Genomic DNA, 12,024 nt, shown 5'->3' on the forward strand with positions numbered 1-12,024 from the left:
AGCAGCGCTGAGAGCAAGGAACGCTTATGCTCAAGCCAGAACATCTGCGCACACTGCGTGAGGTCGTGCGCCTGGGGTCGTTCGCGGCGGCGGCGAACCGGCTCGGTTACACCTCCTCGGCCGTCTCCCAGCAGATGGCCGCGCTGGAACGGGAGACCGGCGTGCGGCTGTTCGACCGCTTCGCCCACAGCGTGCTGCCGACCAGCGCGGCGGAGGTGCTGGCCAGGCAGGCCGAGACCGTGCTGGCCGACATCGAGCGCATGGTGGCCACCGTCCAGGCGGTGCACCGCAACAGCGAGCCGCAGATCCGGCTCGGGCTGTTCCCCAGCTTCACCGGCGTGCTGGCCGACGTCATGCGGCGGATGGAGCCTGAGGACCGGGCCGGGATCCGGCTGTCGGTCGCCGAGTCGTCGCAGCTCATCGCCCGTCTGGGCACTGGTGGCGAGATGGACGCCGCGGTGGTCTACCAGGTCGGCAACACCGGGCTGTCGTGGCCTTCGGTGCTCAACAGGCGGTGGATCGCCGAGGACCGGTACCGGCTCGTCCTGCCCAGGCTCTGGCCGGACCTGTCGCCGTACCGGGCCGAGCAGCTCGTGGACCTGCCGTGGATCATGCACCATCCGGCCAGCAGCGACGCCACCCTCTTCGAGGCCCTGTTCGCCCACTGGAGCCTGCACCCGCGGGTGGTCTGCCACTCCGACGACTTCAAGATCACCCTGTCGCTGATCGGCGCCGGCGTGGGCGCGGCCCTCATCCCCGACCTCGCGCTGCGCGGCCACGGCGAGGACGTCGTGGTGGTCGACGTGCCGTGGCTCAACATCAGCCGCAGCATCTTCACGCTGGTCCACCCCGACCGCGAGACCGCCCGCCTGCAGTGGCTGCTGGACGAGCTGACCGTCTGAACCGCCTCTCGACGCGGCCGGGGCCCATCTGCCAGCATGTGCCGGATCATCCCCCGGGCCGCGGCCACCTGGCGTCGCCGTGCCCGCGCAAGGCTAAGGAGATCTTCCACCGTGGAACGCGAGGCGGCGATCGCCCAGTCCGCCGAGGCAATCCGCCTCCACAGCGGGCACCACATCCTCATCGAGGCCGGCCCCGAGCCCGTCCTCGACCGCCTCGGGCGCGACGACCGCAGCACGCCGGACGGCCCCCTGCGGAACTGGACGTACGTCGTCAAGGACATGATCGACGTGGCCGGCCTGCCCACCACCCGCGGCTCCGCCCTGTACGGCGCCGAACCCGCCCTGGCCGACGCCCGCTGCGTCGAGCTGCTGGACGCGGCCGGCGCGCTGCTGGTCGGCAAGGCGAACCAGCACGAGTTCGCCTGGGGCGTGACCAGCGAGAACCCGCACTGGGGCGACGTCGGCAACCCGCGCCACCCGCACCTGACCCCCGGCGGTTCGAGCGGCGGCACCGCCGCGGCGCTCGCCGCCGGGATCGCCCGGTTCGGGCTCGGCACCGACACCGGCGGCTCGGTGCGCATGCCCGCGGCCTGCTGCGGCGTGGTGGGCCTGCGCCCGCGCTCGGGGGCCGTGCCCGCCGCCGGGGTGGCGCCGCTCGCCCCGGCCTTCGACGTGGTCGGCCCGATGACCACCTCGGTCGCCGACTGCGCCCGCGTCTGGCAGGCGCTGACCGGCGAGGCCGTCGAGCCGCCCGACTCGCTGGCCGGGCTGGTCGTGGGCGTCGCGGAGGGCTGCGACCAGGCCGGGGACTTCGCCGAGCTGGGCGCGCGGCTGCGCGAGGTGACCCTGCCCGCCGAGGTGCTGGAGCCGTACTGGACGATCGTGGGCGCGCAGGCGCGCCGGACGCACGAGGGCACCTTCCCCGAGTGCGCCGCCCGCTACAGCCCCGGGGTACGGGCCAAGCTGGCCGCCGCCGGCGGTGTCGGCCACGAGGAGTACCGGCGGGCCGCCGAGCGGCTGGCGGCGCTGCGGGCCGCGTTCGCGGCCACCATCGAGGGGATCGACCTGCTGGTCATGCCGACGCTCGGCGCCCCCGCGCCCCGGGTCGGCTGCGACGAGGCCCGGGTGCGCGGCGAGGTCGGCCGGATCACCGCGACCGTGTCGGCGCTCGGCCTGCCCGCCCTCGCCGTCGGCGACCTGCAGCTCGTCGCCACGAGCGAGGCCGCCGTGCTCCGGGCGGCGATGTGCAGGGAGGCCCGCGGCGGGACGATCCCCGAGCCGCGCTGACCCCCGAGGATCCGCTGGTCAGGCCGCCCCGGGCAGGCTCCACGGATCCACCGGCACCACCTCGGCGCACCGGCCGTACGGGTCGAGCAGCCGCCCGTACAGCTTCGACTGGCGCAGCACGATCTGCCGGTCGGCCACGGTCACGTGCGGGAAGCGCTCCTCCAGCCGCACCACCAGCGGATGCAGGTCGGCCACGCCGTGCAGGCCCACCGTCAGCAGCATGTTCCGCGGCCCGGCGAGCGCCGCGCAGGTACGCGTCTCCGGCCAGCCGAGCAGCGCCCGGCCGGTCTCCTCCAGCAGCGCGTCGGGCATCCGCAGCCACAGCAGCGCGGCCGAGTGCCAGCCCGCGTGCGAACGTGCCAGGTCGCAGCGGAAGTCGAGGTCGCCGGTGGCCACCAGCCTGGTCAGCCGGCGCTGCACCGTGCGCTCGGACGTGCCGACCGCCCTGGCCAGCTCGGCGTAGGGCGCGCGGCCGTCGGGCAGCAGGGCGGTGAACAGCCGCCGGTCGATCTCGTCCATCTCCCTGGTCGACTCCGGCGCGGCCGGCCGCCTGGCCAGGGCGGCCGCGGTGCGCGGCGGCAGCACCCGCAACCGCCAGCGGCACGACGCCTCGAACACCCGCGTGGCGACGTGCGTGCGGACCTTGGCCACGCCCGGCACCCGGGGCAGCGCGGTGAGCACGTGGTCGGCCAGGGCCGGCATCGACGGAGCCACGGCGATCACGAACAGGTCGTGCCCGGCGGCGACATGCTGGACGGTGATCAGATGGCGCTCCCGCGCCAGCGCCGCCGCCACCTCGGCCGCCGCGCCGGCCGCGCAGTCGATCTCCAGGAACGCCATGCTCAGCGCGTGCATCTGGCGGGGGCCGAGGGCGACCGTGGTCCACGCCTCGCCGGTGCTCGTGAGCCGTTGCCAGCGCCGCGCCGCCGTCACCGGGTCGGCACCGACGGCCGCCCCCACCTCCACCCAGCTCGCCCGCGGGCTGATCTGCAGGGCGTCGATGAGCTCAAGGTCGGACTCGGCCAGCAACGAGGGCGGCTGCACGCCGGAATCCTGCACTGATCCTCCCTTGATGTCCGATTGCCGCGTTCCAGCGGTCGGGACACCCTATACCGGGATCCTGGGCCCGACCGCCGTCAGGCGCAGCCACCGAAAGGGAGACCCGCGGATGACCTCGCTCGGCCGGGCCAGGATGGTCGGCGTGCTGGGCGGCATGGGCCCGGCCGCTACCGTCGACTTCTACGGCAAGCTCGTGGAGGAGACCGCCGCCACCAGCGACCAGGAGCACGTGCCGGTCGTCATCTGGGGCGACCCCCGCGTCCCCGACCGGTCGACGAGCCTGCTCGGGCAGGGTGAGGACCCGACCCCGCAGTTGCGGCGCGGCATCGGGGCGCTCAGCGGGGCCGGGTGCGAGCTGCTGGCGGTGCCGTGCAACACCGCGCACGCGTTCGTGCCGCGCCTGGCCGAGGAGGCCGGGCTGGAGCTGGTCAGCATCGTCGAGGTCACCGCCGCCGCCCTCGCCGCCGACGGCGTCCCCGCCGCCGGGCTGCTGGCCACCACCGGCACGCTCCGCGCCGACCTGTACGGCCCCGCGCTGCGCCGGCACGGCGTGACCCCGATCGAGCCGGACGAGCCCGGCCAGCGCGAGGTCATGGCCGCCATCGCCGCCGTCAAGGGCGGCCGCGCCGGCCGGGAGCACGCCGACGCGCTGGCCGCGCAGGCCCGCTCGATGGCCGCGCGCGGCGCCCGGCGCGTGGTCGCCGCGTGCACGGAGGTGCTGCTCGCCCTGGACCCGGCCACGGTCCCGGTCCCCGTCGTGGACCCCGCCCGCCTGCTGGCCCGCGAGGTCGTCCGCGCGGCGCTGGCCCCGCGCGGCTGAACCGGACTTTCTTCACTTCCACCTCTCAAGTCACATCCAAGCCACTTCCAATCTCCGGATGGTGGGCTTGGCGCACGAGCTGAGGACGTGCCCGCACGTCCGCGAGCCGGGGGGCTCGCAGCTCGATGTGAAGGGAGGTTACGACCATGAGCAAGAAGATCGTGAGTCTGGACGATCTGGGTGACGAACTGGCGGTGATCGAGGAGGCCGATCTCGGCCTCGTCGCGGGCGGCATGCGGATGCAGCGCTGCTACGGCACCAACGGCAACCCGCCCACCGACTGGGTCTCCGACTACTGATAGAGACGATTCGCGGTCGCGTGGGAGGGGAGCCCGCTCTCCTCCCGCGCGGCTGGGGGGACACGTGCTACTGATTCTGAGCGAGCCCGGCGACGCGACCGTCGACCTGGTGCTGCCGAAGCTGAAGGCCCGGGGCGCGGACGTCCTGTGGTGGGATCCGGGCGAGTACCCGTCCGCCGCCCGGCTGACCGCGCGCTTCGGCGCGGATGGTGAGGAACTGGTCCTGACCAGGGACGGGCAGGTCTTCGACCTCTCCGGCACGACGGCCGTCTGGACCCGGCGCCCCGGACGGCCGCGCGCCGCGGACGACGTCACCGCGGACGACCTCCGGGCGCGGGTGGGCGAGCTGTCGGAGTGGTTCACCGACGGCTTCTGGGACCTGCTGGACGCGCGCTGGCTGCCGGCCCGCCAACCGGTGCTGCGCAGGGCGCACAACAAACTGGTCCACCTGGCCCTGGCCCGGCGGCTGGGCTTCGCCGTGCCCCGGACGGTGATCACCAACGACCCGTCCGAGCTGGTGCCCGCCTACGAACACGCGGACGGGCGGCTGATCGCCAAGGCGATGGAGCACACCCTGTTCGAGATCGACGGCGGCGCGCACGCCGTCTACACGACCGTGGTCACCCGGCGGTCGCTCGGCGGCCGGGGGCGGATCGTCCACGAGCCGGTCATCCTCCAGCCGTACGTGCCCAAGGCGGTGGAGCTGCGGGTCACCGTGGTCGGACAGCAGGTGTTCACCGCCGAGATCGCCTCCCAGGACTCGCCGCGCACCCGCGACGACTGGCGTCACTACGACTTCGCCCGCGCCCGCCACAGCGTGCACCGCCTGCCGGACGACGTCGCCCGCCGCTGCGTCGACCTGGCCGCGGCGCTCGGCCTGTCCTTCGGGGCGATCGACCTCATCCTCACCCCCGACGGGGAGTACGTCTTCCTGGAGATCAACCCCAACGGCCAGTGGGCCTGGATCGAAGACCTGACCGGCCTGCCCATCAGCGACGCCGTCGCCGACTGGCTCACCGCCGGAGAAACGGACGCGCAATGACTCAGCTCTCCCTCGGGCCGGCCCTCGAAAGCGGCGTGAACCTGCTGCACGGGCTGACCCGCCGGCGTTCGGCCGTGGAGGAGGCCCGCCGCACCGCCGCCGCCTGGGCCCAGGCGCACCCGCGGCTCGGCGCCCAGCTGGTGACCAGCCCGCGTCCCGGCTCGCCGGTCGTCGACTACGACCTGCTGCTCGACCACCCGTCGGGCGGCACCATCATGCTCGGCGTGCAGGCCGAGGACGGCACGTCCTGGCTGGTCGACCACTCGACCCACTGGGCCGCCGGTTACGTGCTGACCGTGGACGGGACGCACGTGTCGGTGTCCGAGGCGATGCTCATGCTGCGTTCGCTGGCGCGTCCCGGGATGTCACCGCAGGAGGAGCTGGTCCGGTTCTGCGTGCTGCGCAACGCCGCCGAGCAGGAGGAGGTCGGCCTGGCGGACGTCCAGGCCGCCGCGGACGGGTTCCGCAGGCGGCGCGGCCTGCTCGGCCACGACACGATGGCGGAGTGGCTGGACCGGATGGGCATGAGCGCCGAGGCGTTCCACGACCACATGACCATGACCGCCAAGGACCGGCGGTTCCGCGCCCGGAAGCGGGCGGAGCTGGCTCCGGCGTACCTCGACCGTCATCGTGACCGGTTCGCCCAGGTACGGGCGGCCTGGGTGCTGTCGGACGAGCCGGTCGAGGCGGCCGAGCTCGACGGGCCGCTCGCCGGCCGCTGGGACCTGCGGCTGACCAGGGCCCGGACGTGGGCGGGCGAGCTGCCCGTACCGCTGCGGGAGCTGCCGGCCGGTGGCGCCGCCGGCCCGGTCCCCTACGAAGAGGGCTTCCTGACCGGCCAGGTCGTCGAACGGCAGGAGGCCGTGGCGGACGCGGCCACGCTGAAGGCCGCCGGCGAGGCAGCCTTCGAGGAGTGGCTGACCGGAGCCGCCCGGGAGGCCGGGGTCACCTGGCACTGGCTCTGACGCGTCCGGCGCCCGCAGCGTCGAACCATTTGGAGTGATTTCTCCGGGCATGTCGGTGCCTTCCGGTACTGTGCCGCAGGTGCGGCGGATGATCACCTCTCGGGGCTTGTGGTGGGCGCTCGCGGCGGCGGCCGTGGCGGTGGCGGCGGTCGTGTTCGTCCGCCGCTCGCGAACACCGTACCCGGCCCTGCCCGACGAGCGTCCGGCCCTGGACGGACCGCCTCCCGAGCGGGACACCCCGCCGCCGTGGCCGCCCGTCCCGATCCTCGGCACGCCGACGAAGGCGGACATCGAGCGCTACGCCACCAGGCCGGCCGGCTTCTTCGACCACCCCGCCGTCGCCGCCTTCTTCGCGGACCGGCAGCCCCTCGACGGCCCCACCCGGCGGCGGCTGAACCGCTGGGCCATGGTGGCATTGGCGGTCGTCCTGCTGGCCGGGGGCGCGCAGGTCCTGGAGTCGGCTGTGTTCTCCAAGGGAGGAGAAGCCGCGACCGAGGCCGAGTACCTGCCCTGCGCCCAGGTGTACGCGGACGCCGGCGTCGGCTGCGCCACGGAACCGCAGTGGCAGGTGGACTCCGGCTCGGAGCCGGACATCGAGTGGTCCCCGGCCCTCGAACCGGCCGACCAGCAGCGCGCCGAGTCCCAGGAACCGCCTCTCGCCCAGGAGACCGTGGACGCCGACTGCCGTCCACGGACGGCCAAGCCGCACGTACGCGCGATCAACCCCAAGGTCACCCGCGCGGTCAACCGGCAGTGGCGGCGGATCGAGACCTGGCTCAAGGCCAACGCCCCCAGGAGCTACCGCACGCTCGGCGGGCCGGGAAGGGCGAGGACCATCGCGGTCGCCGAGGCCCAGACGGGCCTTTCCTTCCCCGACGACCTGCGGGCCTCGCTGCTGCGCCACAACGGCTCCGCTGGCACCGAGGCGACCTGGCCCTTCGGGTTTCTGGGCAACGTGAACGCGACCATCCGCCAGATCCGGGACGAATGGCGCACCCTGTGCCAGATCGACGCCACCGACGACTCGGACGACCCCCGCACCGAATGGTGGGACGGACGCATGATCCCCGTCGGCTCCGACGGCACGGGCAACAGCCTGGTGGTCGACTCCGTGCGCCGTGACGTCGGCAAGACCGAGCACGCGGGCAACATGAGCTTCACCCCCGGCGGGATCCGCATCCGCTCCTACCACGCCCTGCTGAAGGCGACCGCCGACGCCCTGGAGACCGGCGGGACCGTCGGCTCCTGGAAGCCCGAGGCGACCGCCGGCCAACTGGAGTGGAACCTCCCCTGACCCACCCGCCGCACCCGTCGACAGCGCCGTGCCCGGGTGTCACGATGCAAGGATGATCGCCCCCCAGGTCATCGCACCCTCCGCGCAGAACGTGGCCAGAAGGCTGGTCCTGGCCGGCGCGGCGGGGATCGTCCTCACCGTCGCCCTCTTCGCATGGGCCGCCCTGACGCCGGACCTCATCCCCTCGCTGGGGGCGCGTTACTGCGGCGAGTACACCGGCTGCATCGGCTACCTCTTCCTGACCTGGGAGTACGGCCGGTGGGTCGCGCTGGTCGCCGCCTGGCCGTTGCTGCACCTGCTCCGCGTACGCCCGGCGTGGCAGGTCACCCTGATGGCCGCGCTGTACCTGGTGGCCATCTGGCAGGTGGCGCTGCTGCTCATGCCGGCCGACTTCGTCATCGGGTTCTACCTCATCCTCCTCAGCGGCGTGATCGCCTTCCCCGCGGCGGCCTGGACGACCATGCCGCACCTGCCGCGCGCCGTCCGGTTCGTCACCGCCGGCATCGCTCTCGCGGTCTGTGTCGTCACCTGGCCGCTCGTTCAGTGACGCGCAAGCGGGCACCCCACCCGCTCCTAGTGATCGCCAAGACGCCCCCAAGCGCCTCCTGCGACCGTGAGTGCGCGACATTCACCACGACAGAGGGGGACGTTCCCAGATGAACGACTTCGAGACCGGCGCCCGCGAGCTCGACGACAACGAGCTCGCCGCCGTCACCGGCGGCATGTGGGCCAACTACGACTGGATGAACTACGACTGGCGCGACGCCGTCATCGACGCCCTGCCGTAACCACGCGGCACACCGCCGGGGCCGCCGCACGCAGGGGTGGCCCCGGCCTCGCGCCGGATCAGGGCCGGCCCGTCGTCCGGACCATGACGGTCGCGGTCGCCGTGGCCACGACGTCGCCGCCCGGGCCGAGGAGCTCGCCGGCGAGGAAGCAGACGTCTCTGCCGCGCCTGACCACGCGCCCCCGCCCGACGAGCCGCCCGGGCCGCGCGGGACGCAGGAACTGCACATGAAGGTCGAGGGTCGGCGCGAACTGGTCCTCCGGCAGCGTGGCCACCAGCGCGGGCCCAAGCGTGTCGTCGAGCATCGCGGCCAGGAAGCCGCCCTGGACCACACCGACCGGGTTGGCGAACTGCTCACCCGCCCGGAACGCCACCTCGATCGTGCCCGCCTCCGGATCGACCTCGACGAGCTCCCAGCCGAGCAGCGCCGCCGCCGGCGGTGGCGGAACCCTGCCGGCGACCATGTCCCAGAACATCCCGCGCCTGTCCGCGTGCGTGGTCATGCCCGCCATTGAACACCCCGCCACCGACAGTCCGGCGGCCATGGGCTAGGCCCCCAGCTCGGCGAGGAACCCGGCGACCGGGCCCAGCGTGATCAGGCCGCTGCCCGCTCCGGCCAGCTCCGCCGCGGCGGGGGCGAGAGCCCGGCGGGCGCGGTCCGCCGCCCGCCGGTCGCCGACCGCGACGGCGGCCCGCGCGACCAGGCACCACATGGCCTCCAGCAGCAGGTCAGGGGGCGGCTCCGGGATCCGGCCGACCGCCTCGGCGGCCTGCGCGCCCCGCCCCTCCGCCAGCAGGACGAACGGCCGCACCCACGGCTCGTACGGCCCCCACTCCACGTCGCCCCGATCGGCCTCGCCCAGGACAGGCAGGCCGTGCCGCACCCGTACGGACAGCAGCGCGAGCGGCAGCAGCCCCCGCCGCAACCCCGGCATGCCGACGTCGTCCAGCCGGGCCGCGGCCGCCCGGTAGGCCGCCTCCTCCTCGGCCGCCGGCACCCGCCCGCCGGCCGCCTCCCGCAACACCCGGTACCAGTCGGTGAACACGCTGACCAGCGGCAGCTCGTTCCGTTCCGCCAGCCGGTCGGCGGCGGACGCGTGCCGGTCGGCGGCCCCGAAGTCGCCGAGCGCCCCCAGCGCCTGGACGCGCACGAGATGCCCCAGCACCTCGAACGTGACCAGACCGTGCCGCGAGGACAACGCGACCAGCTCGGCCCCGATCCCGTCCCGGTAGGAGGCCAGCCCCGCCCGCTCGAACGCCTGCATGAACACCCCGTTGAGCGCGAACGCCAGCAGCGCCGGGTCGTCGAGGCGGCGGGCGATGCGCTCGGCCTCGGCGGCGGCCAGCGGGCCGCGGGCCGACCGGACGCCGCGCGACTCGACGGCGATGGTGGCCAGCAGCCGCGCCCGCGCCGCCTCGGGCGCGCCGGGCGGCAGGCCGGCCAGGGCCCGTTCCGCCGCGGCGACGACCTGGGCCGCCTGCTCGGGGTCGTCCGACCGGGTCCAGATCGCCGGGACGTCGTAGGCGCCGATCACCCGGGCGGTCAGCTCCGGGTCGCCCAGCTCCTCGGCCGCCGCGATGGCCGCCGTACGGTGTCCGCGCGCCGCCTCCAGGCCGCCGCCCCCGGTCACCGCGAGGTTGCGCAGCAGGCCGACCGTCGACTCCAGCCGCGCCCGGGCCCCGGCGCCCACCGTGCGGTCGTACGCCTCGGCCGCCTGCGCCCACACCCGGGCCGTGGCGTCGGCGGGGGCGGCCAGGCCGCGGTCCTGGTGCAGGATGTCCGACTCCAGGCGGCGCAGCCGGGGCCCGGGGTCCACGCCGAGGTGCTCGGCCAGCAGCGTGCGCGCCCGGCGCAGCACCGCCAGCGCGTCCCCCTGGCGTCCGGTGCGGTAGAGGGCGAGGGCGAGCAGCCGCCAGGCGTCCTCCCGCCAGGGGTGCTCGGCGACGTGCGAGTCCAGCTCGGGGACGGCTTCGGCGGCCCGGCCGAGCGCCAGTTGCGCCTCGGCCCGGCGTTCGACGGCGTGCAGCCGCAGCTCGGTCAGGCGGGCACGCTCGGCGCGCGCCCAGTGCTCGTCGGCGAACTCGGCGTAGGCCGGGCCGCGCCACCAGCCGAGCGCCTCGGTCAGCCGGGCCGGTTCCGGCGGGCCGGTGGTCACGGCCTGTTCGAAGCGCCAGGCGTCGACGGCGTCGGGCGCGGCGCGCAGGGCGTACCCCGGACCCTCGGTGACCAGCAGCCGGGCGGGGGCGCGCGGCGGGCGCGTGGGCTCCAGCGCCCGGCGCAGGGCGGCCACGAACGTGCGCACCGCGCCCACCGCGTCCGGCGGCGGATCGTCCCACAGGTCCGCCACCAGCCGCGTCACCGGGACGACCCGGCGCCGGGCGACGATCAGACGGGCCAGCACGGCGCGGTGCCGCGGCCCCTTCAGCGGGATCGGCTCACCCTCGTCGTCCCAGGCCACCACCGGCCCCAGCACCCCGAACACGCTCCCCATCCTTCCTGCTCACCGGATGCTCATCCGCCCCCGGCACGCTGGGAACCGAACCGGTCACCCATCGAAGGAGGGCACCTCATGACCATCCCCGGATTCGACCACCGCCGCGTGACCGTCGCCGACGGCGTCACGCTGCACGCGGCCGTCGGGGGCTCGGGCAGCCCGATCGTGCTGCTGCACGGCTTCCCGCAGACCCACCTGATGTGGCGGCACGTCGCCGCCGACCTGGCCACGGACCACACCGTCATCTGCCCCGACCTGCGCGGTTACGGCGCCAGCGACAAGCCGGCCGAGACCGGCCCGGACGTCTACTCCAAGCGGACCATGGCCGCCGACGTGGTGGCCCTGGCCGCGGCTCTCGGCCACGAGCGCTTCGCCCTGGCCGGGCACGACCGCGGCGCGCTGGTCGCCTTCCGCGCCGGCCTCGACCACCCGGCGGCGATCACCCACCTGGCCTGTCTCGACGTGCTGCCGACCCTCGACATGTGGGACGTCATGCGCGGCGTCACCGCCGCCGTCGGCTTCCACCTCTACCTCATGGCCCAGCCGCCCGGCCTGCCCGAGCAGCTCATCGGCGCGAGCCCGGACGCCTTCTTCGGCCACTTCCTCGACCTGTGGACCAACGACCCGGCGGCCATCCCGGCCGAGGTGCGGGCCGCGTACCTGGACGCCTGCCGGGCCGCCGTGCCGTCGATCGTGGCGGACTACCGCGCCTCGGCCGGGATCGACGTCGAGCACGACCGCGCCGACCTGGCCGCGGGCAACCGGCTGAGCATGCCGGTGACCGTGCTCCAGCAGGACTGGGGCGCCGCCCTCGGTTACGACGCCGCGGCGGTGTGGCGGGCCTGGGCACCCGACCTGCGGCACGACACGGTCACATCCGGACACTTCATGGCCGAGGAGTCTCCCGCCGAGATCGCCCGCGCGCTCCGCGAGCTCGTGGCCCGGTAGCAGCCCCTCCTGGTCAGAGGCCGTCTCGTAACTTAAAGTAATTGACATGTCACGGTAAGTTATTCGACAATGGCAGCGCCAAATGAGGTCGTCCTTCCGGCGGGAAAAGTACAGGCCGGAAAGCCG

At 74.5% G+C, this 12,024-nt stretch carries 13 protein-coding genes; 10 read left to right on the plus strand and 3 right to left on the minus strand.

Going from position 1 to position 12,024, the window contains the following annotated elements; genetic code table 11:
- Positions 1-26: 26 nt before the first annotated feature.
- A complete protein-coding gene (locus AB0J46_RS43810) occupies positions 27-902 on the plus strand; it encodes a LysR family transcriptional regulator (RefSeq protein WP_364341155.1) in 876 nt (291 codons plus the stop codon).
- Between the two features lie 111 nt (positions 903-1,013).
- Positions 1,014-2,189, plus strand: coding sequence for an amidase (locus tag AB0J46_RS43815; protein ID WP_364341157.1), 1,176 nt, complete (start codon positions 1,014-1,016; stop codon positions 2,187-2,189).
- Between the two features lie 18 nt (positions 2,190-2,207).
- Here AB0J46_RS43815 and AB0J46_RS43820 read toward each other — a convergent pair whose 3' ends face one another.
- A complete protein-coding gene (locus AB0J46_RS43820; protein ID WP_364341159.1) occupies positions 2,208-3,248 on the minus strand; it encodes an AsnC family transcriptional regulator in 1,041 nt (346 codons plus the stop codon).
- Positions 3,249-3,357: 109 nt separating this feature from the next.
- On the opposite strand from AB0J46_RS43820, the gene AB0J46_RS43825 reads away from it, so the two are divergent.
- From AB0J46_RS43825 to AB0J46_RS43855, 7 genes are all read left to right on the plus strand, one after another.
- Entirely contained in the window at positions 3,358-4,068 is a 711-nt protein-coding gene (locus tag AB0J46_RS43825; RefSeq protein ID WP_364341160.1) for an amino acid racemase, read from the plus strand.
- A gap of 146 nt (positions 4,069-4,214) precedes the next feature.
- Positions 4,215-4,367, plus strand: coding sequence for a hypothetical protein (locus AB0J46_RS43830; RefSeq protein ID WP_358300966.1), 153 nt, complete (start codon positions 4,215-4,217; stop codon positions 4,365-4,367).
- A 64-nt stretch (positions 4,368-4,431) separates the two neighbouring features.
- Positions 4,432-5,409: an MvdC/MvdD family ATP grasp protein gene (locus tag AB0J46_RS43835; RefSeq protein WP_364341162.1), complete on the plus strand. Its 978-nt coding sequence runs from the start codon at positions 4,432-4,434 to the stop codon at positions 5,407-5,409.
- Positions 5,406-6,374, plus strand: a complete 969-nt coding sequence (locus AB0J46_RS43840; protein WP_364341164.1) for a TIGR04500 family putative peptide maturation system protein — start codon at positions 5,406-5,408, stop codon at positions 6,372-6,374. Before AB0J46_RS43835 ends, AB0J46_RS43840 begins: the two co-directional genes overlap by 4 nt.
- Before the next feature lie 88 nt (positions 6,375-6,462).
- Positions 6,463-7,668 carry an SMI1/KNR4 family protein gene (locus AB0J46_RS43845; RefSeq protein ID WP_364341166.1) on the plus strand — a complete coding sequence of 402 codons (1,206 nt, stop codon included), beginning with the start codon at positions 6,463-6,465 and terminating at the stop codon, positions 7,666-7,668.
- Positions 7,669-7,720: 52 nt separating this feature from the next.
- Complete coding sequence (locus tag AB0J46_RS43850) at positions 7,721-8,215, plus strand: hypothetical protein (RefSeq protein WP_364341168.1); 495 nt, start codon at positions 7,721-7,723, stop codon at positions 8,213-8,215.
- A gap of 109 nt (positions 8,216-8,324) precedes the next feature.
- Positions 8,325-8,456: a bacteriocin gene (locus AB0J46_RS43855; RefSeq protein ID WP_352353089.1), complete on the plus strand. Its 132-nt coding sequence runs from the start codon at positions 8,325-8,327 to the stop codon at positions 8,454-8,456.
- A gap of 58 nt (positions 8,457-8,514) precedes the next feature.
- Here AB0J46_RS43855 and AB0J46_RS43860 read toward each other — a convergent pair whose 3' ends face one another.
- Complete coding sequence (locus tag AB0J46_RS43860; RefSeq protein ID WP_364341170.1) at positions 8,515-8,958, minus strand: PaaI family thioesterase; 444 nt, start codon at positions 8,956-8,958, stop codon at positions 8,515-8,517.
- Between the two features lie 45 nt (positions 8,959-9,003).
- Positions 9,004-10,947, minus strand: coding sequence for a BTAD domain-containing putative transcriptional regulator (locus tag AB0J46_RS43865; protein WP_364341172.1), 1,944 nt, complete (start codon positions 10,945-10,947; stop codon positions 9,004-9,006).
- A 78-nt stretch (positions 10,948-11,025) separates the two neighbouring features.
- On the opposite strand from AB0J46_RS43865, the gene AB0J46_RS43870 reads away from it, so the two are divergent.
- Complete coding sequence (locus AB0J46_RS43870) at positions 11,026-11,898, plus strand: alpha/beta hydrolase (RefSeq protein WP_364341174.1); 873 nt, start codon at positions 11,026-11,028, stop codon at positions 11,896-11,898.
- Positions 11,899-12,024 lie beyond the last annotated feature (126 nt).

It is taken from the genome of Nonomuraea sp. NPDC049758 (genome assembly GCF_040674635.1).
GTDB lineage: Bacteria > Actinomycetota > Actinomycetes > Streptosporangiales > Streptosporangiaceae > Nonomuraea.